The 23,783-nt window shown below is 69.5% G+C and carries 27 protein-coding genes; 13 read left to right on the top strand and 14 right to left on the bottom strand.

Going from position 1 to position 23,783, the window contains the following annotated elements; all coding sequences use genetic code 11:
- Positions 1-135 precede the first annotated feature (135 nt).
- The gene (gene mutL, locus QTI17_RS08495) at positions 136-1,992 is read right to left on the bottom strand and encodes a DNA mismatch repair endonuclease MutL (protein WP_286532293.1); all 1,857 of its coding nucleotides are present in this window, start codon (positions 1,990-1,992) and stop codon (positions 136-138) included.
- Between the two features lie 49 nt (positions 1,993-2,041).
- Here mutL and QTI17_RS08500 point away from each other — a divergent pair, with 49 nt between their 5' ends.
- Complete coding sequence (locus QTI17_RS08500) at positions 2,042-2,689, top strand: DedA family protein (RefSeq protein ID WP_286532296.1); 648 nt, start codon at positions 2,042-2,044, stop codon at positions 2,687-2,689.
- A 7-nt stretch (positions 2,690-2,696) separates the two neighbouring features.
- Here the strand turns inward: QTI17_RS08500 and QTI17_RS08505 are convergent, their stop codons facing one another.
- The 3 genes from QTI17_RS08505 to QTI17_RS08515 form a co-directional block, all read right to left on the bottom strand.
- On the bottom strand, positions 2,697-4,049 hold the full coding sequence (locus QTI17_RS08505) for an alpha/beta hydrolase (RefSeq protein ID WP_503011031.1): 1,353 nt from the start codon (positions 4,047-4,049) through the stop codon (positions 2,697-2,699).
- 81 nt (positions 4,050-4,130) lie between these two features.
- The gene (locus QTI17_RS08510; protein ID WP_286524841.1) at positions 4,131-4,412 is read right to left on the bottom strand and encodes a YMGG-like glycine zipper-containing protein; all 282 of its coding nucleotides are present in this window, start codon (positions 4,410-4,412) and stop codon (positions 4,131-4,133) included.
- 121 nt (positions 4,413-4,533) lie between these two features.
- Entirely contained in the window at positions 4,534-5,448 is a 915-nt protein-coding gene (locus tag QTI17_RS08515) for a LysR family transcriptional regulator (protein ID WP_286532303.1), read from the bottom strand.
- Positions 5,449-5,520: 72 nt separating this feature from the next.
- On the opposite strand from QTI17_RS08515, the gene QTI17_RS08520 reads away from it, so the two are divergent.
- The 3 genes from QTI17_RS08520 to QTI17_RS08530 are packed head-to-tail and all read left to right on the top strand — an operon-like array spanning position 5,521 to position 8,288.
- On the top strand, positions 5,521-6,906 hold the full coding sequence (locus tag QTI17_RS08520; RefSeq protein ID WP_286532306.1) for an acyclic terpene utilization AtuA family protein: 1,386 nt from the start codon (positions 5,521-5,523) through the stop codon (positions 6,904-6,906).
- A complete protein-coding gene (locus QTI17_RS08525) occupies positions 6,903-7,268 on the top strand; it encodes an AtuA-related protein (RefSeq protein WP_286532307.1) in 366 nt (121 codons plus the stop codon). Before QTI17_RS08520 ends, QTI17_RS08525 begins: the two co-directional genes overlap by 4 nt.
- 51 nt (positions 7,269-7,319) lie before the next feature.
- Complete coding sequence (locus QTI17_RS08530; protein WP_286532310.1) at positions 7,320-8,288, top strand: Bug family tripartite tricarboxylate transporter substrate binding protein; 969 nt, start codon at positions 7,320-7,322, stop codon at positions 8,286-8,288.
- 10 nt (positions 8,289-8,298) lie between these two features.
- On the opposite strand, the gene QTI17_RS08535 is transcribed toward QTI17_RS08530, so the two are convergent.
- A complete protein-coding gene (locus QTI17_RS08535) occupies positions 8,299-9,765 on the bottom strand; it encodes an N-acetylmuramoyl-L-alanine amidase (protein ID WP_286532311.1) in 1,467 nt (488 codons plus the stop codon).
- The gene (gene tsaE, locus QTI17_RS08540) at positions 9,762-10,259 is read right to left on the bottom strand and encodes a tRNA (adenosine(37)-N6)-threonylcarbamoyltransferase complex ATPase subunit type 1 TsaE (RefSeq protein ID WP_286532313.1); all 498 of its coding nucleotides are present in this window, start codon (positions 10,257-10,259) and stop codon (positions 9,762-9,764) included. Before tsaE ends, QTI17_RS08535 begins: the two co-directional genes overlap by 4 nt.
- On the opposite strand from tsaE, the gene queG reads away from it, so the two are divergent.
- The gene (queG, locus tag QTI17_RS08545) at positions 10,245-11,315 is read left to right on the top strand and encodes a tRNA epoxyqueuosine(34) reductase QueG (protein ID WP_286532315.1); all 1,071 of its coding nucleotides are present in this window, start codon (positions 10,245-10,247) and stop codon (positions 11,313-11,315) included. The genes tsaE and queG overlap by 15 nt on opposite strands.
- Here queG and QTI17_RS08550 read toward each other — a convergent pair.
- Both QTI17_RS08550 and QTI17_RS08555 read right to left on the bottom strand, forming a co-directional pair.
- Positions 11,302-11,730: a hypothetical protein gene (locus QTI17_RS08550; protein ID WP_286532317.1), complete on the bottom strand. Its 429-nt coding sequence runs from the start codon at positions 11,728-11,730 to the stop codon at positions 11,302-11,304. The two genes, queG and QTI17_RS08550, sit on opposite strands and share 14 nt — an antisense overlap.
- A 19-nt stretch (positions 11,731-11,749) precedes the next feature.
- Positions 11,750-12,667 (bottom strand): AEC family transporter, encoded by a 918-nt coding sequence (locus QTI17_RS08555; RefSeq protein ID WP_286533102.1) that lies wholly within the window; start codon positions 12,665-12,667, stop codon positions 11,750-11,752.
- A gap of 93 nt (positions 12,668-12,760) precedes the next feature.
- On the opposite strand from QTI17_RS08555, the gene QTI17_RS08560 reads away from it, so the two are divergent.
- The 6 genes from QTI17_RS08560 (at position 12,761) to QTI17_RS08585 (ending at position 18,069) form a co-directional block, all read left to right on the top strand.
- The gene (locus QTI17_RS08560) at positions 12,761-13,735 is read left to right on the top strand and encodes a tripartite tricarboxylate transporter substrate binding protein BugE (RefSeq protein WP_286524819.1); all 975 of its coding nucleotides are present in this window, start codon (positions 12,761-12,763) and stop codon (positions 13,733-13,735) included.
- Between the two features lie 69 nt (positions 13,736-13,804).
- Complete coding sequence (xerD, locus tag QTI17_RS08565; protein WP_286532319.1) at positions 13,805-14,719, top strand: site-specific tyrosine recombinase XerD; 915 nt, start codon at positions 13,805-13,807, stop codon at positions 14,717-14,719.
- Positions 14,720-14,756: 37 nt separating this feature from the next.
- Positions 14,757-15,731, top strand: coding sequence for a Bug family tripartite tricarboxylate transporter substrate binding protein (locus QTI17_RS08570; protein WP_436411569.1), 975 nt, complete (start codon positions 14,757-14,759; stop codon positions 15,729-15,731).
- A 52-nt stretch (positions 15,732-15,783) separates the two neighbouring features.
- The gene (locus tag QTI17_RS08575) at positions 15,784-16,350 is read left to right on the top strand and encodes a TetR/AcrR family transcriptional regulator (protein ID WP_286532322.1); all 567 of its coding nucleotides are present in this window, start codon (positions 15,784-15,786) and stop codon (positions 16,348-16,350) included.
- A gap of 90 nt (positions 16,351-16,440) precedes the next feature.
- On the top strand, positions 16,441-17,574 hold the full coding sequence (locus tag QTI17_RS08580; RefSeq protein ID WP_286532324.1) for a thiolase family protein: 1,134 nt from the start codon (positions 16,441-16,443) through the stop codon (positions 17,572-17,574).
- Between the two features lie 33 nt (positions 17,575-17,607).
- On the top strand, positions 17,608-18,069 hold the full coding sequence (locus QTI17_RS08585; RefSeq protein WP_286532326.1) for a MaoC family dehydratase: 462 nt from the start codon (positions 17,608-17,610) through the stop codon (positions 18,067-18,069).
- A 6-nt stretch (positions 18,070-18,075) separates the two neighbouring features.
- On the opposite strand, the gene QTI17_RS08590 is transcribed toward QTI17_RS08585, so the two are convergent.
- The gene (locus QTI17_RS08590; RefSeq protein WP_286532327.1) at positions 18,076-18,879 is read right to left on the bottom strand and encodes a ferritin-like domain-containing protein; all 804 of its coding nucleotides are present in this window, start codon (positions 18,877-18,879) and stop codon (positions 18,076-18,078) included.
- A 40-nt stretch (positions 18,880-18,919) separates the two neighbouring features.
- Between QTI17_RS08590 and QTI17_RS08595 the strand changes: the two genes are divergently transcribed.
- Together QTI17_RS08595 and hslO are read left to right on the top strand one after the other, a co-directional pair.
- A complete protein-coding gene (locus tag QTI17_RS08595; RefSeq protein WP_286532328.1) occupies positions 18,920-19,444 on the top strand; it encodes a gamma carbonic anhydrase family protein in 525 nt (174 codons plus the stop codon).
- Between the two features lie 124 nt (positions 19,445-19,568).
- Entirely contained in the window at positions 19,569-20,567 is a 999-nt protein-coding gene (hslO, locus tag QTI17_RS08600) for an Hsp33 family molecular chaperone HslO (protein ID WP_286532330.1), read from the top strand.
- A gap of 4 nt (positions 20,568-20,571) precedes the next feature.
- Here the strand turns inward: hslO and QTI17_RS08605 are convergent, their stop codons facing one another.
- The 5 genes from QTI17_RS08605 to eno form a co-directional block, all read right to left on the bottom strand.
- Positions 20,572-20,988, bottom strand: a complete 417-nt coding sequence (locus tag QTI17_RS08605; RefSeq protein WP_286524803.1) for a hypothetical protein — start codon at positions 20,986-20,988, stop codon at positions 20,572-20,574.
- A 119-nt stretch (positions 20,989-21,107) separates the two neighbouring features.
- On the bottom strand, positions 21,108-21,698 hold the full coding sequence (locus QTI17_RS08610; RefSeq protein WP_286532332.1) for an NADPH-dependent FMN reductase: 591 nt from the start codon (positions 21,696-21,698) through the stop codon (positions 21,108-21,110).
- A 19-nt stretch (positions 21,699-21,717) separates the two neighbouring features.
- Positions 21,718-22,179: a hypothetical protein gene (locus tag QTI17_RS08615; RefSeq protein ID WP_286532333.1), complete on the bottom strand. Its 462-nt coding sequence runs from the start codon at positions 22,177-22,179 to the stop codon at positions 21,718-21,720.
- A 20-nt stretch (positions 22,180-22,199) separates the two neighbouring features.
- Positions 22,200-22,475 carry a cell division protein FtsB gene (gene ftsB, locus QTI17_RS08620; RefSeq protein WP_286509893.1) on the bottom strand — a complete coding sequence of 92 codons (276 nt, stop codon included), beginning with the start codon at positions 22,473-22,475 and terminating at the stop codon, positions 22,200-22,202.
- 20 nt (positions 22,476-22,495) lie between these two features.
- Positions 22,496-23,779, bottom strand: a complete 1,284-nt coding sequence (gene eno / locus QTI17_RS08625) for a phosphopyruvate hydratase (RefSeq protein ID WP_286524800.1) — start codon at positions 23,777-23,779, stop codon at positions 22,496-22,498.
- Between the last annotated feature and the right edge of the window lie 4 nt (positions 23,780-23,783).

Below are 23,783 nucleotides of genomic sequence, written 5' to 3' on the forward strand. Positions count from 1 at the left end.
CCCGAAAGTTCAACAACAGACCCTATGCAACGGTCGTGCCGACCGGGTCGATGACCCGGTAAACCCTAGTATTTGTAACGCTTTTGGCTGCTTTCCGACTTGTTTCCGCGAAATGTAAGCGGAGGAAAAGCTTGCTCAGCGCCCGCGCAGGAAGAGCGCGTCGAGCTCGCGGACCGACAACTGGCGCCAGGTCGGCCGGCCGTGGTTGCACTGGTCGGAGCGCTCGGTGGCCTCCATCTGGCGCAGCAGCGCGTTCATTTCGTCGAGCGTCAGCTTGCGGTTGGCGCGCACCGCGCCGTGGCAGGCCATGGTGGACAGCAACTCGTTCTGGGCCCGCTGGACCACGGTGCTGGCGTCGTGGAGCGCCAGTTCGGCCAGCACGCTGCGCGCCAGCTCGACCGGGTCGCCGTCGGCGAGGGTGCCAGGCACGGCGCGCACCGCCAGGGTGCGCGGCGAGAACGGCGTGATCTCGAGTCCGAGTGCGGGCAGCACCGCCACGCAGGCCTCGGCGGTCGCCACTTCCTGAGGGGTGGCGGCGAAAGTGGCGGGGATGAGCAGCGGCTGGCTGCTGATGGCCGCGCCGTCGAGCTGGGTCTTCAGGCGCTCGTACACGATGCGCTCGTGGGCGGCGTGCATGTCGACGATGACCAGCCCCTGGCTGTTCTCGGCCAGGATGTAGATGCCCTGCAACTGGGCCAGGGCGCGGCCCAGGGGCCAGGCTTCGGCGCTGGCGGGTTCGGACCGAGGCTGGGCGCCTGCAGGCTGCGCCGCCAGCTCGGGAGCGCGCTCCGAGGCGACAACGGGTTGCGGAAACGCAGCGGGTGTTTCGCGCCGCTCGGCCGGCCACATCGCCGCCGCGTCGCCCAGCCCGCGTTCGGCACCGAACTGCATGCCGGGCTGCGTCCACGACGCCGAGGCCGGCGCCAGCCGGGGCTTGAAGAACGGCTCGGCCGGTGCCGCCACCGCGTCGCCGGCCCGCGGTGCGGCCAGGGCGTCCTCGATCGCGTGGCGCACCGCCTGGTGCACCTCGCGGCCGTCGCGGAAGCGCACCTCGATCTTGGTCGGGTGGACGTTGACGTCGACCCGCGCCGGGTCGATCTCGAGGTACAGCGCGTAGACCGGCTGGCGCTGGCCGTGCAGCACGTCCTCGTAGGCGCTGCGCACCGCGTGGGCCAGCACCTTGTCGCGCACGAAGCGGCCGTTGACGTAGAAGAACTGCTGGTCGGCGCGCGAGCGGGCCGCGTCCGGAATGCCGGCGCGGCCGCTGACCCGCACCGGGCCGCCTTCGCGCTCGACCACGACGCTGTGCTTCACGAAGTCGTCGCCGAGCGTGTCGGCCAGGCGCTGGTCGCGCCCGGTGGCGGCGCGCCACTGCTCGACCAGGCGGCCGTCGTGCCAGATCGAGAAGCCGACCTCCGGGCGTGCCAGCGCGTGGCGACGGACCGCCTCGATGCAGTGGGCCAGTTCGGTGGCATCGGTCTTCAGGAACTTGCGCCGTGCCGGCGTGGCGAAGAACAATTCGCGGACCTCGACCGTGGTGCCCGTGGCGCGTGCCACCGGGCGCAGTTCGCCGGTGCGGCCGTCGAGCGCGAAGGCACCGTCGGCACCGCTGAAGCGCGACAGCACGCTGAGCTCGGCGATCGCGTTGATGGCGGCCAGCGCCTCGCCGCGAAAGCCCATCGTGCCGACGGTCTCGAGGTCGTTCAGGCTGGCGATCTTGCTGGTGGCGTGGCGGCGCAGCGCCAGCGGCAACTCTTCGCGCGGCAGGCCGAGGCCATCGTCCTCGACCGAAATCAGCCGCACGCCGCCCGCCGAGAGCCGCACCGTGATCTGCCGGGCCCCGGCATCGAGCGCGTTGTCGAGCAGTTCGCGCACCACGGAGGCCGGCCGCTCGACCACTTCACCGGCCGCGATCTGGCTGATCAGTTCGTCGGGGAGTTCGCGGATCGGGCGCCGCTCGGCAGGGGCGAGGGAAGAGGGGAGAGCACTCACGGGGACATTCTAGAAGGGCCTGTCGCGCCGCACCGGGATAATGCGCGCCATGGAAATCATCAGCTTTCTCATCGACTTCATCCTGCATGTCGACAAACATCTCGAAGCCTTCGTCATCGCCTACGGCACCTGGGTCTACGCGCTGCTGTTCCTGATCGTGTTCGTCGAGACCGGGCTGGTGGTGATGCCCTTCCTGCCCGGCGATTCGCTGCTGTTCATCGTCGGTGCGCTGTGCGGCGCGGGCCTGATGAGCTTCGGACTGGCGGTGCCGATCCTGCTGGCGGCGGCGATCCTGGGCGACCAGTGCAACTTCAGCATCGGTCGCTTCTTCGGGCCCAAGGTGTTCCAGTGGGAGAGCTCGCGCTTCTTCAACCGCCGGGCCTTCGACCAGGCGCACGCGTTCTATGAGCGCTACGGCGGCGTGACCATCATCGCGGCCCGCTTCCTGCCCTTCATCCGCACTTTCGCGCCCTTCGTGGCGGGGGTGGCCGACATGACGCGCACCAAGTTCACCTTGTTCAACATCGCGGGTGCGCTGCTGTGGGTGGTGGGCCTGTGCACCATCGGCTTCTTCTTCGGCAACCTTCCGATCGTCAAGGACAACCTGGAGAAGGTCATCTGGGCGCTGATCCTGGTGCCGGGGCTGATCGCGCTGTTCGGCGCCTGGCGCGCCCGCCGCACTTCGGCCGTCCGCTGAAGTCTCGCTACGGCCGCTGGCGCGCCGGCACGCGCGCCGACAGCGGCTGCGGCGCGTAAGCCGGATCGATGCGGCAACCCTTGCCGAAGGCCGGCTCGAAGCTCGTGCAGCGGGCCGCGACGTCGGCCGGCGTCGGCTTCGTGCCGTGGTCGATCCAGTCGAGCAGCGCAGCGAACAGCGCCGGGTATTCGGCATCGCTCAGATAGCTGTGCTCCGATTCGCGGCTGAAGGTCTGTACCAGCAAGTCGGCCGTGCCGGCGCGTTCGCGCACCGTGCGGTAGGCCGATTCGAGTTCCACGAACGCCGTCGGGTCGTCGATGGCATGCAGGCTCAAGGTCGGAATGTCGACCCGGCCGGTCGGGTCGCTGTCGGCCGCCAGCCTGGCCACTGCCGCCGGGTCGGCCCGATAGCGCAGCACCGCGGTGTTGAGCAGTGGGTCGTCGCGCGAGCCGCTGTAGACGGCGCCGATGTTGCCGAAGGGATTGCCGCCGTCGAGCCGCTCCTGCACCAGGTCGCGGAACAGGAAGGTCGACCAGTTCATGTTGGCGACCAGCGAGCGCTCCGGGATCTTGACGGTGGAGAGGATCGCCTGCAGGTTGGCACTTTGCTGCGCGCTGCGCTCGGTGGCGGGCTTGCGCACGCCGGTGCAGGCGTCGATGCGCCGCGCCAGTTCGGCGCGGCCCAATGTCGAGTCGCGCGGCAGGCCTTGCCAGAGCGGGTAGGCGGGCTCGGTCGGCAACGGATGGTTGTTGCAGACGTATTGATAGACCACGCGCAGGTCGAGCCGGTAGTCGTAGGCCTGGGTGCCGCCGCCCAGCACGCCGCTGGTCAGCAGCAGGCCGTCGTACGGGCCCTTGCCGCTGTCGACCCGGGCATAGAGCTCGGCCGCCTTGGTGGCAACGCCGGCGCCATAGCTCTGGCCGTGGAGAATGGTGCGCCGCGGGGTGCCGAAGTTCTGCACGAACCAGGCGCGCAGGCGCTCGGTGTCCTCGGCCGCCATCGTGACGCCGTAGCCGGCGCGGCGGTAGGTCGAGCCGGCCCAGGCATAGCCGGCCTTGACCGTGACGGCCCAGCGCTGCAGGTCCTCGGTGGCACGCTCCAGCGTCGGTGCGCCGAGCTCGGGGCCGCCATGCGCGTGCATCACGAGCACGCGGTTCCAGTCGGCGGGGATCGCGACCCAGAAGAAGGCACCGGCGCTGTCCTGCCCGCTGTAGCAGCGTGTATTGGCAGGCATGCCGGCAGGGCAGGCGGTGCTCGACGGCGCGGCGATGCCTGAGGTTGCCGGAGCGCGTGCGGGCGATCCGCATGCACCGAGCACGAGCGCCGCGGCGACGCTGAAAAGCGATGTCAGTTGTCTCATGCCGCGTTTATACGTGCCGTTGCACGGCGCATGAAAAAGCGCACCCGTGGGCGCGCCTTTCGTTCACCAGGATCGGGCGGCTCAGTAGCTTGGGCCGTTGTTCGGGTAGTAGCTGTTCTGCGGGTAGTAGCGGCGCTGGTAGTTGCGCTCGTCGACGCTCTTGCCGACCTGGTTGCCGATCAGGCCGCCGACCGCCGCGCCACCGACCGTGGCCGCGGTGTTGCCGCCGATTGCATTGCCGACCAAGGCGCCACCGACCGCGCCGCCCGCGGTGCCGAGTTGCTGGTTGGGGCCGCCGGCGCAGCCGGCCAGGGTCATGATGCCGGTGGCCGCTGCGGCCACGATCCAGAGTCTCGTCTTCATGATGTCCACCTTTCAGTGATTGGGTGGATTCATTGTTCGAGGAAACGGCGCTGCGCATGTAGGAGCCGGCCCCGGTGTCTTGCCCGAATGTGCGGTCGCCACGTGCGCGACAAGCGCCCCTTCAGCCGGGCTTGAGGCCGCCCAGCCGCGCGACGATCAGGTCGTGCAGGGCCTGCGCCGCCACCGAAAGGCTGCCTTCACGCCGCCGCACGATGTGGACCGTGCGCTGCAGCGCCGCATGGACCAGCGGCCGCGTGGCCAGGGTCTCGCGCCGGAAATGGAACAGCGTCAGCGCCGGCACCGCGCTGATGCCCAGGCCGGCCTCGACCAGCCCCATCACGGTCGCGAGATGCTCGACCTCGAAGGTGGCGTTGAGCCGCAGTGGGTGCAGCACCGCGTCGATCGACTGGCGCACGCTGCTGTTGCGCGTCATCTGGATGAAGGGCCAGGGCGCGAGCTTCTTCAGGGTCAGGCGCGGCTCGGTGGCCAGCGGATGGTCGGCGCGGCAGACCAGGTGGAAGCGATCGCTGCAGAGCCGGCGCGCCACCAGGTCGCTGGCCGATGCGGTGCCCGCGTCCGAGGCGGCAAGCGCGAAATCGACCCGGCCGCCGCGCAGCAGCGCGATGCAGGCGTCGGACAGCGCGTCGTCGAGTTCCAGCGTGATGCCGGGCCAGCGCTGCTGGAACTCCTTGAAGATCGCCGGCAGCCAGCCCGCCGCGAGCGAGGGCAGGGCCGCCACCCGCACCCGGCCCGTGCGTCGTTCGACGTGGTCGGCCAGGTCGGCCAGCGCGCTGCCCATGTCGTCCAGCAGGCGCCGCGCCGGGCCTTCGAACAGCCGGCCTTCGGGCGTCAGCTGCACGCTGCGCGTGTCGCGGTCGAACAGCCGGGTGCCCAGCGCCTCTTCGAGCGTGCGGATCAAGGTGCTGAAGGCGGGCTGCGACAAATGGCTGGCCTGGGCGGCACGGGTGAAATTGCGCTGGTCGGCCAGTGTCAGGAAGGCGCGCAGCTGTCGGCTGGAGAGGTCCGGGTGTTTCATTTGAATCTTGGATGAATCTATCCGAACTTTCGATTTCACGGATGATTTTGTCAGGACTAAAGTGCGACCACCATGAACCGCATCGACCACCCCGCGCTCCTGATCGGCTGTGCCGCCGGCTTCTCCGGCGACCGCACCGACGCGGCCGGCCCGGTCGTCGACACGCTGATCGCGCGGCTGGCCCAAGGCCCCGCCGGCCAGCGCGCCTTCCTGATCTTCGAAACCCTGGCCGAGCGCACGCTGGCGCTGGCGCAGCTGCGCCGCCGCGCCGACCCCGAGGCCGGCTACGAGCCCCTGCTCGACGCCATGCTGCGCCCGGTGCTGGCGCGCTGCCTCGCGCATGGCATCCGCATAGTGAGCAATTTCGGCGCCGCCCATCCGCGCGCCGCGGCCCGCCACATCGCCCGGCTGGCGCGCGAGCTCGGCATCGCGCCGCCAAGGATCGCGGTGGTGCAGGGCGACGACCTCTCGGCGCCCGCGCAGCTCGCGCTGCTGCGGCGTGAGTTCGGCGACCGCATGGACGGCATCCGGCTGGTCAGTGCCAACGCCTACATCGGTGCCGAGCCGATCGCCGCCGCGCTCGACGCGGGGGCGCAGGTGGTGGTCTGCGGCCGGGTGGCCGATCCATCGCTCGCGGTCGGTCCGGCGATGTCCCACTTCGGCTGGCGCAGCGACGAGTGGGACAAGCTCGGCCGCGCCACGATGGCGGGCCATCTGCTGGAATGCGGCGCGCAGGTGTGCGGCGGCTACTTCGCCGATCCGGGCTACAAGGACGTGCCGGGCCTGGCGCAGGTCGGCTTCCCGATCGCCGAGATCGATGCCGACGGCCGCTGCGTCATCGGCAAGGCGGGTGGCACCGGCGGCCTCGTGACCGAGGCCACCGTGAAGGAGCAGTTGCTCTACGAGGTGCACGATCCCGCCGGCTACCTGACACCCGACGTCGTGGCCGACATCGCCGAAGCCGAAGTCGAGGCGGTGGGACCCGACCGGGTGGCGCTGCGCGGCGTGCGCGGCCATGCGCGGCCGAGCCACTACAAGGTCAATGTCTGCCATGAGGGCGGCTGGCTGGCCGAGGGCGAGATCTCCTATGCCGGCCCGCGCGCCGAGGCGCGCGCCCGGCTCGCGGCCGATGTGCTGAGGCAGCGGCTCGACGGCCTCGCGTTGCGCGTCGACCTGATCGGCGCGCTCAGCATCCTGGGCGACGACGCCGGCCATGCGCTCGCCGCCACCGCGGATTCGGGCTTGCGCGACATCCGCCTGCGCGTCGCCGCGACCCATGCCGAGCGGGCCCAGGCCGAGCGGCTGGGGCGCGAGGTCATGGCGCTCTACACCTGCGGGCCGGCCGGCGGCGGCGGTGTCCGCACCACGCTCACGCCGCGGCTCAACACGCTCTCGTGCCTGCTGCCGCGGGAGGCGGTGCCGGTGGGTTTTGAAATGCTCGAGGAGCCAGCACAATGAGCCACGACATCACGGTCCCGCTCTACCGGGCCGCCCACGGCCGCACCGGCGACAAGGGCGACCGCTCCAACATCAGCGTCATCGCCTGGCACCCCTCGCTGTATCCGCTGCTGGTGGCGCAGCTGACGCCGGAGCGCGTGGCGGCCTGCTTCCGCCATCGCTCGCCGAGCCGGGTCCAGCGCTTCCTGCTGCCGAAGCTGCAGGCGATGAACTTCGTTCTCGACGGCGTGCTCGACGGCGGCGTCAACGATGCGCTGAACCTCGACACGCACGGCAAGGCGCTCTCCTTCCTGCTGCTCGACATGCCGATCGAGGTGCCGCCGTCGCTGGCCCGGGAGCTTGTCGGCCAGGCGCCGCCCTGAGTGACTGATTCTTCTCGCTTTCGAACCATTCCAACTTCCCGGAGACAGACAATGAAAAGCCTCAAACCAACCGTGCTGGTCGCCGCCGCCCTGGCCCTTGCGCCCATGCTGGGCCAGGCCCAGGCCTTCCCCGACAAGGCCATCACCTTCGTGGTTCCGTTCGCTGCCGGCACCGCGACCGACCAGATCGCGCGCGCGCTGGGCAACGGCATCACGGCAGAGACCAAGCAGCCGGTGGTGATCGACAACAAGGCCGGCGCCAGCGGCTTCATCGCCTCGCAGCAGGTCGCCAAGGCCCCGGCCGACGGCTACACCGTGCTGATCACCACCAACACCACCCACGCGGCCAACGAGCACCTGTTCAAGAAGCTGCCCTACGACCCGGTGAAGGACTACGCGCCGGTCGCCGCGCTCGGCAAGGGCGGGCAGATCATGGTGGTCAATCCCTCGTTTCCGGCCAAGAGCGTCGCCGAGTTCATCGCGCTGGCGAAGAAGGACCCGGGCAAGTACAGCTTCGGCAGCGGCAGTTCGTCGAGCCGCATGGCCGGCGAGCTGCTGCAGCAGATGGCCGGCATCCAGCTGCTGCACGTGCCCTACAAGAGCAACACGCTGGCCGTGACAGACCTGCTGGGCGGCCAGATCCACATGATGATCACCGACACCGCCACCGGCCTGCCGCAGGTCAAGGCCGGCAAGCTGCGCGCGCTGGGCGTCTCGGGCGCCAAGCGTTCGCCGCTGGAGCCCGATGTGCCGACCATCGCCGAGGCCGGCGTGAAGGGCTACGAGATGGGCTATTGGTTCGCCGCCTACGCCCCGGCGAAGACCCCGCCCGCGGTGGTCAAGCGCCTCAATGAACTGCTGGTGAAGGCCGCAAGGAGCGAGGCCGCGAAGACCGCGTTCTACGAACCCACCGGCACCGAGGTCTTCACCAGCTCGCCCGAGGAGCTGGCGAAGTTCCAGGCCGCCGAATCGCAGAAGTGGGGCCGCATCGTCAAGGCGGCCGGGATCGAGGCCGAGTAGGCGCCCCGCGCTACAGCTGCCGGCTGCGCGCCAGCGGCGGGTTCTGCGCGAAGTAGCGCTGGATGCCGCGCATCAGCGCATCGGCCAGCTCTTCCTGGTAGGCGGTGCTGCGCAGCTTGGCTTCTTCTTCGGGATTGCTGATGAACGCGGTCTCGACCAGCACGCTCGGGATGTCGGGCGCCTTGAGCACCGCGAAGCCGGCCTGCTCGACCTGCCCCTTGTGCAGCCGTGCGCCGATGCCCTTGATCTCGCCGATCATCGCGCCGCCGAGCTTGAGGCTGTCGTTGATCTGCGCCGTGGTGCTCATGTCGAGCAGCGCGCGCTGCACCTGCACCTCGTGGTTGCCGACGTTGACGCCGCCGACCTTGTCGGCCTGGTTCTCCTTGTTGGCGAGCCAGCGCGCGGCGCTGCTCGACGCGCCGCCCTGGCTCAGCGCGAACACGCTGGCGCCGCGCGCGTCGGGCGTGGTGAAGGCATCGGCATGGATGCTGACGAAGAGGTCGGCCTGCACCCGCCGCGCCTTCTGCACGCGCACGCCCAGCGGCACGAAGAAGTCGGCATCGCGGGTGAGGAAGGCGCGCATCGGATTGCCGTTGACGCTGCTGGCGTTGATGCGGGCCCGCAGCCGGTGCGCGATCTGCAGCACGATGTCTTTCTCGCGCGTGCCGTTGGAGCCGATGGCGCCGGGGTCTTCGCCACCGTGGCCCGGATCGAGCGCGACGATGATGATGCGATCGGTCTGGCTGGCGGTCGCGCCCCGGGTCGCTGGCTCGGCCGGCGGCGGCGCGCTGGCCAGGGGCGGCATCGGCATCGGCATCGGGCCGACCGGGGCCGAGGGGCGATTGGCCTGCGAGACCGACACCTGCGGCGGCGAACCCTGCGGCGCGCCGCGCGAGAGCGGCCGCGCGGCCTGCTGGGCCATCAGGTCGCCCAGCGGGTCGACCGGGCCGGCGGCGGGCGGCGGCGACGATGCCGTCGCCGCGTCGGGGGGCGCCGCCTTGGGCGCCTCGCGCATGCGTTCGGCGATCAGCGACTCGAGCGGGTCGGTCGCCTGCTGCGGATACAGGTCGAGCACCAGCCGGTCGCGGTAGGCTGCCACCGGCGCCAGCGAGAACACCTGCGGCGCCACCGCCTGCTTGAGGTCGAAGACGATGCGCACCACGCCGGGCGCGAACTGGCCGACGCGCAGGCCGTTGATGAAGGGGTCGTCGGGCTTGATCTTGCCGACCAGCTCGCGCAGGGCCGGATTGAGCTCGATGCCGGTGATGTCGACCGCCAGCCGCGGCGGGCTGCCGACCACCAGCTGCTGCGAACTGAGGCGGCCGTCGGATTCGATCGTGACGCGGGTGTAGTCGGCCGCGGGCCATACCCGCACCGCCATGATGGTGGCACCGCGGGCGATCTCGTGCAGGCCCAGCAGCAGCGCCACGCTGCCGCCTTGCAGCAGCACGCGCCGCTTCAGTCCGCTCGCCTTCATGCAGTGGCCGCGAGCAGGCGCGTGCCTCGCTCGGTGTGGGCGCGCAGTGTCACGGTGCGGGTGTCGTCGGTCATTGCTTCGATTTTAATAGCGAGGTCCGCAAGAGGAATGCGCCCGGCCGCGTTTTCGGGCCATTCGGCCAGCTTGAGGCCCGGGCCCGCGAAGATGTCACGGAAACCGGCGTCCTCCCATTCGCGCGGATCGCTGAAGCGATAGAAGTCGAAATGGAAGATCGCTAGGCCATCGGGTGCCTCGTGTGGCTCCACCACCGCGTAGGTCGGGCTCTTGATGCGCCCGGCGATGCCGAGCGCGCGCAGCAGGTGGCGTACGAAGGTGGTCTTGCCGGCGCCGAGGTCGCCCTGCAGCGAGACGAAGGCGTCGCGCAGCGCAGGCGAGCGCGCCAGCGCCAGCGCCAGGGCCTCGGTGTCGGCCTCGGTGCGCCAGACCTGGGTCGCGCTGTGCGTTTCTACAATCGGCAGGTGATCGGCAGCCATCAAATCGTCAACAGGATTCAGGCCTTGGCCCGGGAGCTCGGATTCTCCCAAATCGGCATCGCCGGTGTCGACCTGTCGAGCGCCGAGGCCGGATTGATGCAATGGCTGGCCGAAGGCTTCCACGGCGACATGCACTACATGGCCGCCCACGGCACGCGCCGCGCGCGGCCGGCCGAGCTGGTGCCGGGCACGGTCTCGGTCATCACGGCGCGCATGGACTACCTGCCGCGCGCGACGCCGGACGACTGGCAGGCGATCGAATTCGCGCGGCTCGCGCGGCCCGCCGAAGGCATCGTCTCGCTCTATGCCCGCGGCCGCGATTACCACAAGGTGCTGCGCTCGCGGCTGGCGAAGCTGGCCGAGCGCATCGCCGACGAGGTCGGGCCCTTCGGCCACCGCGCCTTCACCGATTCGGCACCGGTGCTCGAGGCCGAGCTGGCCTCGCGCAGCGGCCAGGGCTGGCGCGGCAAGCACACGCTGGTGCTCGACCGCGAGGCCGGCTCGATGTTCTTCCTCGGCGAGATCTACGTCGACATGGCGCTGCCGCCGAGCGAGCCGGTGACGCCGCACTGCGGCAGCTGCAGCGCCTGCATCGACATCTGCCCGACCCGCGCGATCGTCGCGCCGCACCGGCTCGACGCCCGGCGCTGCATCTCCTACCTGACGATCGAGCATGCCGGGCCGATTCCGCTCGAGCTGCGGCCGCTGATCGGCAACCGCATCTACGGCTGCGACGACTGCCAGCTGGCCTGCCCCTGGAACAAGTTCGCGAAGAAAAGCGCCTTGCCCGATTTCGATGCCCGCGACGGCCTCACCGGCCGGCAGCTGGCCGAGCTGTTCGCCTGGACCGAGGCCGATTTCCTGCGATTCACCGAAGGCAGCCCGATCCGCCGCATCGGCCACGAGCGCTGGCTGCGCAACGTGGCGGTGGCGCTCGGCAACGCGTTGCGTGCCGGCGACGCCGGCGCCCGTGCCGCGCTGGCCAGCCGCAGCGACGATGCCAGCGCGCTGGTGCGCGAGCACGTGGCGTGGGCGCTGGCGGTCAGTGCCGGATGATGGCCGAGATCTGGGCGGTGCCGGCGTCCAGCGAACGCATCGAGCTGAGCCGGATCGAGGCGTACTTCAGCTGCGGGTTGAGGATCAGCTTGCCGACGAAGTGGCCGTTGAACCGCGCATCGCGGCAGCCGCTCGCCACCAGGTCGATCGAGGCATTGGCCGGCGTGATGTAGTCCATGCTCGAACCCGCCAGGGTGCAGGCCGCGTCGGGCACCGCGCCGCGCACCGCGCCGTCGATCTCGATCTGCAGCGTGCCCGCGAAGACCTCGGGCGATCCCTGGGTGCCGGTGTCCTGCTGCGCCACGTAGAACAGGAAGGGCCCGCTCCAGCTGCCCTGGTAGCGGGTGTACTCCTGCGCCTGGACCGCTATCGTCAGCGACGATGCGGCAAGGACGGCCAGGAGCGGGTAGCGCATCGCTGCATCGTAGCGGGTCCTAGCGGATCAGCCCCAGCGCGAATGGCAGGCTGGCCACGCCCAGCAGCGTGGACAGCGTCACCAGCCCGGCGACGTAGGGGCCGTTGTAGCCCATGCGCGCCGCCAGCACATAGGCGCTCGAGGCGGTCGGCACGGCCGAGAAGGTCAGCAGCACCGCGGCCTGGGCCGGATGAAGCTTGAGCACCACCGCGAGCCACCAGCCGATCAAGGGCAGCAGCAGGTGCCGGATCGTCAGCACCGACAGCGCCAGCACCTTGCCGCGCGCGATCGTCGCGAACTGCATGCCGGCGCCGGCGGCCATCAGGCCCAGCGCCAGCGAGGCCGCGCCGATGCGCGACAGCGTCGGCTCGAGCCAGGTCGGCACGCCCAGCCCCAGCAGGTTGGCGATGAGCCCGGTGACGGTGGCGATGATCAGCGGGTTGCGCAGCAGCTGGCGCGCCAGGCCGGTCTGGGCGTGCCGCGTCATCGGCCAGACCGCCGCGATGTTGAACATCGGCACGCAGACGCCGATCAGCACCGCGATCATCAGCAGGCCCTCGGGCCCCGCGATCCGGTCGGCCAGGGCGAGGCAGATGAAGGAATTGAAGCGGAAGGCGATCTGCGCGCTGGCGGCATGGTCGCGGCGGTCGATATGGGCGCCGATGCCGGGCAGGAAGGGCAGGGCATAGGAAAGCGCGATCCCACACAGGCCGACGCCCACGCCCGCGGTCAGCAGGTTCGAGGTGGCGCCGAAGTCGAGCGGGCTGCGCACGATCGAGTGGAAAAGCAGCACCGGAAAAAGAAAGTAGTAGACCAGGCTTTCGACCTGGTCCCAGACGCGGCGGTCAAGGGGGGTGTAGCGGCACAGCAGCCAGCCACAGGCGATGAGGGAGAAGTCGGGGAAGAGGAGCTGGGCATAGTTCACCGCTTCGAGGATATCCGTGTCGTCCATGGGTTATCCACGGGGTGGGCGGCGGCCGTCACCCGTTAGCATCCGCCTTTTCGTTTCTCGGCCCGAGGAGGCTATTCAATGCAACGTCGTCAATGGAGCGCGCTCGCAGGCGCTGCCGCGCTGTTCGCGCTCGCCGGTTCCAGCTGGGCGCAGGGCTACCCGACCCGGCCGATCGAACTGCAGGTGCCGTTCGCGCCGGGCGGCACCACGGACATCGTGGCGCGCGTCATTTCCGAGCCGCTCGGCAAGGCGCTCGGCCAGAGCGTGATCGTGATCAACAAAGCCGGCGGCGGCGGCATCGTGGGCGCCACCGAAACGGCGCGGGCCGCCCCGGACGGCTACAAGCTCGGCGTGGCCACGGTGTCCAGCACCGCCGCCAACCCGGCCATCAACCCGAAGACGCCTTACGACCCGATCAACGACTTCACGCCGATCGTCAACATCGCGGCGACGCCGAACATCATCGCGGTGCACCCGAGCTTCCCGGCCAAGAACTACGCCGAGTTCGTGGCCGAACTCAAGAAGAATCCCGGCAAGTATTCCTACGCGTCCTCGGGCACGGGCGGCATCGGCCACCTGCTCATGGAGCTCTACAAGAGCCTGACCAACACCTACGTCACGCACATTCCCTACCGCGGCGCCGGCCCGGCGCTGAACGACGTGGTGGCCGGGCAGGTGGCGATCATGTTCGACAACATCCCGTCGGCGCTGCCGTTCATCCAGAGCGGCAAGCTGGTGCCGATCGTGGTGTCGGCACCGCAGCGCCTGGCCGCGCTGCCGAACGTGCCGACCTTCAAGGAAGTCGGCCTGGAGCCGGTCAACCGCATGGCCTACTACGGCATCCTGGGCCCCAAGGGCCTGCCGAAGGAGGTGGTCGACAAGATCAACGCCGGCGTCAAGAAGTCGGTCGAGGACCCGGCCGTGCGCAAGCGCATCGAGGACACCGGCTCGCTGATCGTGGCCAACACGCCCGAGCAGTTCGCGGCCCAGATCAAGGCCGAATACGAGGTCTACAAGCAGGTCGTCGTCAAGCAAAAGCTGCAACTCGACTGATTTCGCTGCATTCAGGCCAAAGCCGCCCGGCATCCGGGCGGCTTTTTCTTTTTTGTTATCTTGCACGCCATGAGCGAGGCCATCGAAGCACCCCCGGAGACCCCCGAGATCGACGACTTCGTCGACGCGCTGTGGCTCGAGGACGGCCTGTCGAAGAACACGCTGGCCGCCTACCGGCGCGATCTCGCGCTGTTCGCCCACTGGCTGCATGCCCAGCGCGGCAAGCCGCTGAACGCGGCATTGGAAAGCGACCTCCAGGCCTACATGGGCGCGCGCCTGTCCGACCGGGGCAAGGCGACCTCGGCCAACCGTCGGCTCACGGTGTTCAAGCGCTACTACCGATGGGCCCTGCGCGAGCACCGCATCGCGGCCGACCCGAGCCTGCGGCTGGCGCCGGCCCGGCAGATGCCGCGGGCGATCAAGACCCTGTCGGAGAAGCAGGTCGACGACCTGCTGGCCGCGCCAGAGGTCGACACGCCGCTGGGCCTGCGCGACCGCGCGATGCTCGAGCTGATGTATGCGAGCGGCCTGCGGGTCAGCGAGCTGGTGTCGCTCAGGGTGTTCGAGCTGAGTCTCAACGACGGCGTGATCCGGGTGCTCGGCAAGGGCAGCAAGGAGCGGCTGGTGCCCTTCGGCGGCGAGGCCAGGCGCTGGATCGAGCGCTACCTGCACGATGCCCGGCCGCTGATCCTCGACGGTCAGCAGACGCCCGACCTGTTCGTGACCGCCCGCGGCGCCGGCATGACGCGCGTGATGTTCTGGATCATCGTCAAGAAGTACACCCTGGCGGCCGGCATCCACGTGCCGCTGTCGCCCCACACGCTGCGGCATGCCTTCGCCACCCACCTGCTGAACCATGGCGCCGACCTGCGCGCGGTCCAGCTGCTGCTGGGCCATGCCGACATCTCGACCACCACCATCTACACCCACGTGGCGCGCGAGCGGCTCAAGCAGATGCACGCCCGGCACCACCCGCGAGGCTGAAACGACAATGCGCAGGATGAATCCAGGAGTTTTCACGATGTCTCTGAAGTTGCGTCCTGCAGCGCTCGTCGCGGCGCTGGGCCTGATGCTGGCCTCGGTCGCCGCGCCGGCTCAGGTGGTTCCCAAGACCATCCGGCTGGTGGTCGCCTATCCCTCGGGCGGCGTCAGCGACGTGGTCGCGCGGGCGCTGGCCGACAAGCTGGCGGCCCAGCTCGGCAGCACGCTGGTGGTCGAGAACAAGGCCGGCGCCAGCGGCACGATCGGCATGGACGCGGTCGCCAAGGCGGCACCCGATGGCGCCACCTTGGGCTTTTCGGCGATCAGCCCGCTGGTGCTGAACCCGCACCTGGGCCGCTCGCCCTTCGACCCGATCAAGGACATCGCGCCGGTCGCCAGCGTGATGTATTCGCCGGTGCTGCTGCTGGCCACGCCGGCGACCGGCATGCGCGACTTGCGCAGCCTGCTCGACGACGCCCGGGCGCGTCCGGGCGCGGTTCGCTGGGCCACGTCCGGACAGGCATCGCTCGGCCACATCGTGCTCGAACAGCTGCGCGCGGCGGCCCAGGTCGACATCACCCACATCCCGTACAAGGGCGGCGGCCAACAGCTCAACGACGCGCTCGGCGGCCAGTTCGAGGTGCTGTCGACCAATGCCGGGCCGACCGTCTCGGCGCAGATCCAGACCGGCAGGCTGCGGCCGCTGGCGGTCGGCGCCCCGGCGCGGCTCGAGACCCTGCCGAAGGTCGCGACGCTGGCCGAACTGGGCTATCCGGCGGCCAACCTGTCGTCGCAGTTCGGTGTCTTCGCGCCGGCCGGCACGCCGGCCATCCTGATCGAGAAGTACAACGTCGAGATCAACAAGGCACTGGCCAGCCCCGACCTGCGCGCCAAGCTGCTGGCGACCGACAACGTGCCGACCGGTGGCCGGGCCGACACCTTCGCCGACGAGATCGCGAGCGAGTACGCGAACAACGGCAAGATCGTGAAGGCGGCGGGCATCCGGTCGGACTGAGCCCTTTCCGGCGCGGCTTGATTTCCTGGATCGCCTACCTTATAGTAGGTAGATGATCGCAGCAAATACCCTGGCCGGTGCCACCACCCGCGAGCAGATCCTGCAGGTCGCGCGGGAGCTGATCCAGACCCGTTCGTACCTCGGCTTCAGCTTCCAGGACGTGGCCGACCAGGTTGGCATCCGCAAGGCGAGCCTGTATCACCACTTCCCGACCAAGGAGGCGCTCGGCGTCGAGGTGCTGCGCACCGCGACCCAGGCCTTCAAGGATTGGACGGCCGCCAAGCCGCGCACGCCGCAGGCTGCGCTGGAGGCCTACTTCCGGATGTACCGCAACGGCCTGCGCGCCGGCGAGAGTGTCTGCCCGGCGGGCGCGTTGGCGCCGGGCTGGGACTGCATCGACGAGGAACTGCGGGGCGCCGTGCGCGACTTGCGCGGCACGCAGATCCTGTGGCTCAGCGGCGTGCTGGGTGCCTTGTCGCCGGGCGGCCGCGCGGCGGCGTCGGCGGCCTACGTGTTCGCCGTCTGCCAGGGCGCGCTGCTCTCGGCGCGCATGACCGGGCGGGTCGACGATTTCGACGAGGCCATCGAGCAACTGAGGGTGTCACTGCTGGCGGCCTGAGCCGCGAGCGTGGGTCGCGGCACGCCAGGCGTGCCTCTTTTTTGTCAGTCAAAACTACCTATTGGTTGGTAGTCAATCGGAGAAAAGTCCATGAAAGCCGTCATCGCCGGATATGCCCGTTCCCCCTTTCATTTCGCCCGCAAGGGTGCGCTGGCGGAGGTCCGGCCCGACACCCTGGCCGCGCAGGTGGTGGGCGGCCTGCTCGCGCGCACCGATCTCGACCCGGCGCTGATCGAGGACGTGATCCTCGGCTGTGCCTACCCCGAAGCGGCCCAGGGCAACAACCTGGCGCGCATCGTCGGACTGCTGGCCGGCTTGCCGCACGAAGTCGGTGGCATGACGGTCAACCGCTTCTGCGGCTCGTCGATGCAGGCGGTGCACATCGCGGCCGCGCAGATCGAGGCCGGCATGGGCGACGCCTTCCTGTGCGTCGGGGTCGAATCGATGACGATGGTGCCCCAGGGCGGCTTCAACTTCTCGCCCAACCCCGAACTGCTGGCCGGCAGCGACGCCTATATCTCGATGGGCGAGACCGCCGAGAACGTGGCACAGCGCTGGAACGTGAGCCGTGGCGACCAGGAGGCGCTGGCTGTGCAGTCGCACCGCAAGGCTGCCGAGGCGCGCGAGCAGGGCCGGCTGGCCGGCGAAATCGTCGCCATCGCCCTGCCGAACGGCGACAGCGTCACGGTCGACGGCTGCATCCGGCCCACGACCTCGGCCGAGGCGCTGGCTGCCTTGCGTCCGGCGTTCCGGCCCGACGGCGTGGTCACGGCCGGCACCTCGTCGCCGCTGACCGATGGCGCCGCCGTGGTGCTGGTCACGAGCGACACCTTCGCCGCCCGGCATGGCCTGCAGGCGCTGGCGCGGATCCGGTCGTTCGCGTCGGTCGGCGTCGATCCGGCGGTGATGGGCATCGGCCCCATCCCGGCCACGCGCAAGGCGCTGGCGCGCGCCGGTCTCGCGGTGGCGGACCTCGACGTGATCGAGATCAACGAGGCCTTCTCGTCCCAGGCGCTGGCCTGCATCCGCGATCTCGGGCTCGACCCGGCCAAGGTCAACCTCGACGGCGGCGGCCTCTCGATCGGCCATCCGCTGGGTGCCACCGGCGCCCGGATCACCGGCAAGGCGGCATCGCTGCTGGTGCGTGAAAATGGCCGCTATGCGCTGGCCACCCAGTGCATCGGCGGCGGGCAGGGCATCGCGACCGTGCTCGAACGGGTCTGAACACCGGCCGCTGCAACGACATTGGAGACCGACATGCCCGCCACCGACGCCCCGAAGCTGTACCTCGAAGACCTGAAGCCCGGCGACCGCTTCACCAGCGGCGAGCATGCGCTGGACGAGGCGCAGATCATCGACTTCGCGACCCGCTTCGACCCGCAGCCCTTCCACCTGGACCCCGAGGCGGCCAAGCGCACCTTCTTCCAGGGCTTGGCGGCCAGTGGCTGGCACACGGCCGCGATCACGATGCGGCTGCTGGTCGACAGTGGCATCCCGCTGGCCGACGGCGTGATCGGCTCGGGCGGCGAACTGAGCTGGCCGCGGCCGACCCGGCCGGGTGACGTGCTGCATGTCGAAAGCGAAGTGGTCGAGGTGACGCCATCGCGCTCGAAGCCCGAGCGCGGCATGGTGCAGATGCGCTGCGACACCCTCAACCAGCGGGGCGAGGTGGTGCAGCGCTTCTCGCCCAAGCTGGTGGTGTCGCGGCGGCCGGCCTGAGCGCCTTCAAGGCTGCTGAAGCGCGCCGAGTTCTTCGTCGCTGAAGCCCGCGAGGGCCCGGGCCTCGAGATTGAAAGGCGCCTTCAGGCGCGGCGCCTCGTGGCGGCGATACAGCGCGCGGTAGTGCGCGATCGGATCGAGCCCGTCGCGCTCGCAGAGCCAGCGGTACCAGCGATTGCCGACCGCCACGTGGCCGATCTCGTCGCGCAGGATGATGTCGAGGATGGCGCAGGCCGCCAGCGCGTCGGGTGTGTTCACGCGACGCAGCTTGGCCTGGATCAGCGGCGTGGCATCGAGGCCGCGCGCTTCGAGCGTTCGCGGCACGAGCGCCATCCGGGCCACGATGTCGTCGCTGGTTTTCTCGCACATGGACCACAGCCCGTCGTGGCCGGTGAAGTCGCCGTAGCGGTGGCCCATCGCCTGCAGGTGGTCATGCAGCAGCGTGAAGTGCTGCGCCTCCTCGTCGGCCACGCGCAGCCAGTCGCGGTAGAAATCCTCGGGCATGCCGTCGAAGCGCCAGGCCGCATCGAGCGCCAGGTTGATCGCATTGAATTCGATGTGGCAGATCGAATGGATCAGCGCGGCGCGCCCCTCGGGCGTGAACGGCGAGCGCTTCCCGACCGCGGTGGCCGAGACTCGCAGCGGGCGCTCGGGCCGCCCGGGCACGCCGCCCTCGTCGTTGCCGGTGCGCAGCGCTCGCAGATCCAGCGGCTGCGCGCCGAGGCCGGCGAAGGTCGCGCGCGTGGCTGCCACCTTGGCTTCTGGATCGGTGAGGCGCAGCGCGGCCAGGGCGCCAAGACGGGGATGCATCCCTACAATTCTAGTTTTCGTTCATTTGGAGACACTCGCGATGGCCCTCTACGAACTCGACGGCGTGGCGCCGCAACTGGCCGACGGCGCCTGGGTCGCCGACAGCGCCCAGGTCATCGGCAACGTCAAGCTGGCCGAGAACGCCAGCGTCTGGTTCGGCGCCGTGATACGTGGCGACACCGAGGTGCTCAGCATCGGGCGCAACAGCAACATCCAGGACCTGTCGGTGCTGCATGCCGACGTCGGCTGCCCGCTGACCATCGGCGACAACGTGACGGTGGGGCACCAGGTCATGCTGCACGGCTGCACCGTCGGCGACAACTCGCTGATCGGGATCCAGGCGGTGGTCTTGAATAACGCGAAGATCGGCCGCAATTCGATCGTTGGCGCCGGCAGCGTCGTGACCGAGGGCAAGGAGTTTCCGGACAACTCGCTGATCATCGGCTCGCCGGCCAAGGTGGTTCGCACGCTCGACGATGCGGCCGCCGCCAAGCTGCGGCAGAGCGCCGAGCACTATGTTGAAAACGCCCATCGCTTCGCGAAGGGCCTGAAGAAGATCGCCTGAATGAAGCTCACTCCCTGTTCCTTCCCCGTTTCCCTGGCCAGGGCACCCGTGGAACCGGCTTCGCCGGGCCACTGGGTGCGCCCCCTTGAGGGGGAGCGCCGAAGGCGCATGGGGGTGTCACGCAATGTCTGAGTTGCACAAGTTCCTGTTCGACGGCATGCCGGTGCGCGGCATGATCGTCCGCCTGACCGACGCCTGGCAGGAAATCCTGGCGCGGCGGGCGTCGAACACCACCACCGGCGCCTATCCGCCGCCGGTGGCCGAACTGCTGGGCGAGATGACGGCGGCGGCTGCGCTGATGCAGTCCAACATCAAGTTCAACGGGGCGCTGATCCTGCAGATCTTCGGCGACGGACCGGTCAAGATCGCGGTGGCCGAGGCCAAGCCCGACCTGAGCCTGCGCGCCACCGCCAAGGTGGTCGGCGACCTGCCGGCCGATGCCCGGCTGCCCGAGATGGTGAACGCCAGCAACAAGGGGCGCTGCGCGATCACGCTGGACCCCAAGGACAAGCTGCCGGGCGCCACTCCCTACCAGGGCGTGGTGCCGCTGTTCGGCGACCAGGGCGAGAAGCTCGGGCGCCTGAGCGAGGTGCTGCAGCACTACATGCTGCAAAGCGAGCAGCTCGACACCACGCTGGTGCTGGCCGCTGACGACAAGGTGGCCGCGGGCTTGCTCATCCAGCGCCTGCCGGTCAAGGGCGAGGGCAATCTCGAAGGCACTTCGGCCAGCGACCACGACCAGGCCAACGAGGACCAGATCGGGCGCAACGAGGACTACAACCGGATCTCGATCCTGGCGTCCAGCCTGACCCGCGAAGAACTGCTCACGCTCGATGTCGACACCATCCTGCGGCGGCTGTTCTGGGAAGAAAAACTGTTGCGCTTCGAACCGCAGGCCGGCCTGCTGGGACCGCATTTCGCCTGCACCTGCGGTCGCGGGCGGGTCGCCAACATGATCCGCGGGCTCGGCATCGAGGAGGCCGAGGGCATCCTGGCCGAGCGCGGCGAGATCGAGGTCGGGTGCGACTTCTGCGGCAAGCAGTACCGCTTCGACGCGGTCGATGCGGCGCAGATCTTCACGGCGCCGGGCGACCAGATGCCGGGAAGCGCGGTGGTTCAGTAGGGCGCTAGCGGGTGGTCGACAGGACCGTGGCCCGGCACCTTCCCTGCTCGCGCGGGGCCAGCAGGCTGCAGTTGTCCAGCGCGCGCTGCTGCATGTCGCTGAGCCTCGGACGTCCCGCGGACGCCGGCGGATAGTAGGGCTGCGCCGGGCGGTAGTAGGCCGGCGGCGGCGGCTGGTAGTACGCCGGGGGCGCCGGCTGGTAATACACCGGCGGCGCGGGCTGGTAGTACACGGGCGGGGCGGGCTGGTAGTAGACCGGCGGCGGATTCACGTAGACCGGCGCCGGTTGTTCATAGACGGGGCCGCCGACGCCGATCGAAAAATTGACTTCGGCATGGGCGGCCGCGGCCAGCGACAGGGCGGCGGCCACGACGGCGGCCGAAGCGACCCGGTTGGCGAATGCGGCGCGATGAAAGATCAAGGAAGTCTCCGGAAGGGGCGCGAAAACGCCCATGTTAGTCCTAACGTCCCGGCGGCGGCCCCGGTGGACAGCGTTGACATCCTGTCACGTGCGGGAGCGGCTGCAGCGGCCGGTGGCAGCTAGTACGGCGGCGCCTTCTTCGCCCGCTGCGCGCGCGCCGCCTCGGTCCACCACGCCAGGTCGTCGGCGAAACGCACGAACGACCGATCGAGCGCTTCGCCCGCGCCGCCGGTCGGCCTGGCGTCGGCATCGAGCGTCTGCGAGATCGGACCGACCGCGAGGGTGCTCGACACGACGACCATGCCCATCTCGGACAGGATCGAATGCCACACGGTGCCCGAGCGAACGCCCGAGAAGCGCCCGGCCGAATAGCTGGCGACCGCGGCCGGGCGCCAGAACCACTCTTCGAGGAAGTGGTCCGTCAGGTTCTTGAGGCCGGGTTGCGGGCCCCAGTTGTATTCGCCGGTCACGAAGACGAAGGCGTCGGCATTGCGGATCTTTTCGGCCAGGGCCTCCATGGGCGCCGGCGCGCTGCCTTTCGGGTATTCCTTGTACATGCGGTCGAGCATGGGCAGACCGACTTGCATGGCGTCGACCAGTTCGGCCTCGGCGCCCCGCGCCCGGAGGCCGGCGACCAGGTAGTCGGCCAGGCGGATGCCCATCCGGTCCGAACGGTACGAGCCGTAGAACACCAGGATCTTGTCACTCATTGCGTCTTCCCCGTTGTCTTCATGAATCGGTGCCGGCTTCGGCCCGCCGGCGAAGCAGGTCGGTGAACAGCCGATGCTCGCACGCCGGGTCGGAGCACTTTTCGCACGACCAGGCGGCCGCGCTGCGGCTTGGCTCCGCGCTGCCGAGGCCGAGCGCCCGAAGGGCGCTGGCGAGGCGCTCGGGCCCGCGGCCGTGAACGACGGCGAAAGGCAGTCGGGCCGCGGCCAGCGCAGCGCGCAGCAGCGCGTCCGCCTGCTCCCGTCGCTGCAGGGTTTCGGCGTCGGCCACAGGGAGATCCAGCCCCATCAGCAGCGTGAAGGCGCAACCGCGCGGCAGCGCCATGGGGATCGACGGGCCGTCGACGACCGCGATGCCTCGCTGTCGCAGCCGTTGCGCGAGCGCACCCGCCAGCGCTGTCTTGCCGGTGCCGTCGGCGCCGATCAGGGCGATCGTGCTGCCTGCGGGGAGGTCGGGCGTCATGCGGTCGGCCGCGCCGGCCCTCAGTGCGTGATCTGCACGAACACTTCGTTGGGCTTGACCATGCCGAGCTCCTGGCGGGCCCGCTCCTCGACCATCTCGAGCCCTTCCTTGAGGTCGTTGACCTCGGCGGAGAGCCGCTCGTTGTTGATCGCCGCCTTGGCGTTGGCCTCCTTCTGGTCGGCCAGCTTCTCTTGCAGCTGCGCCACGTCGCGCACGCTGCCGCGCCCGGTCCAGAGCTGCCACTGAAGGATCAGCAGCAGCAGGACCAGGATGATCGGTACGATGCGTGAGCGCATGGCGCCGGTCCGCCGGAGGATCAGCGCAGGTTGTAGAAGGCGCCGCGGCCCGGGTACGAAGCGACATCACCGAGGTCTTCCTCGATGCGCAGCAGCTGGTTGTACTTGGCGATGCGGTCCGAACGCGACAGCGAGCCGGTCTTGATCTGGCCGGCATTGGTGCCCACCGCGATGTCGGCGATGGTGCTGTCCTCGGTCTCGCCCGAGCGGTGGCTGATGACGGCGGTGTAGCCGGCGCGCTTGGCCATCTCGATCGCGGCGAAGGTCTCGGTCAGGGTGCCGATCTGGTTGATCTTGATCAGGATCGAGTTGGCGATGCCCTTGTCGATGCCCTCTTGCAGGATCTTGGTGTTGGTGACGAACAGGTCGTCGCCGACCAGCTGCACGCGCTTGCCGAGGCGCTCGGTCAGGTGCTTCCAGCCGTCCCAGTCGCCTTCGTGCATGCCGTCTTCGATGCTGATGATCGGGTACTTGTCGACCCAGCTTGCGAGCATGTCGGTCCAGCTCTCGGCCGTGAGGCTGAGGTTCTCGCCGGCCAGCACGTACTTGCCGTCCTTGTAGAACTCGCTGGCCGCGCAGTCGAGGCCCAGGGCGATCTGCTCGCCGGCCACATAGCCGGCCTTGTCGATGGCTTCGAGGATCAGCTGGATGGCCGCCTCGTGGCTTTCGACGCTGGGGGCGAAGCCGCCTTCGTCGCCGACCGCCGTGCTGATGCCGCGGTCGCCGAGGATCTTCTTGAGCGCATGGAACACCTCGGCGCCATAGCGCACCGATTCGCGGAAGCTCTTGGCGCCCACGGGGATGATCATGAACTCCTGCAGGTCGAGGCTGTTGTTGGCGTGGGCGCCGCCGTTGATGACGTTCATCATCGGCACCGGCAGCTGCATGCCGCCCATGCCGCCGAAATAGCGGTACAGCGGCAGGCCGGATTCTTCGGCCGCGGCGCGGGCCACGGCCATCGACACCGCGAGGGTGGCGTTGGCGCCCAGGCGGGCCTTGTTCTCGGTGCCGTCGAGGTCGAGCAGCGTGCGGTCCAGGAAGGCCTGCTCGCTGGCGTCGAGGCCGAGCACCGACTCGGAGATCTCGGTGTTGATGTTCTCGACCGCCTTGAGGACGCCCTTGCCCAGGTAGCGGCCCTTGTCGCCGTCGCGCAGCTCGATCGCTTCGCGCGAGCCGGTCGATGCGCCCGAGGGCACGGCCGCGCGGCCCATGGTGCCCGATTCGAGCAGCACGTCGCATTCGACGGTGGGGTTGCCGCGGCTGTCGAGGATTTCGCGCCCGACGATGTCTACGATTGCACTCATCTTT

The organism is Variovorax sp. J31P179 (assembly GCF_030316985.1).
Lineage (GTDB): Bacteria > Pseudomonadota > Gammaproteobacteria > Burkholderiales > Burkholderiaceae_C > Variovorax > Variovorax ginsengisoli_B.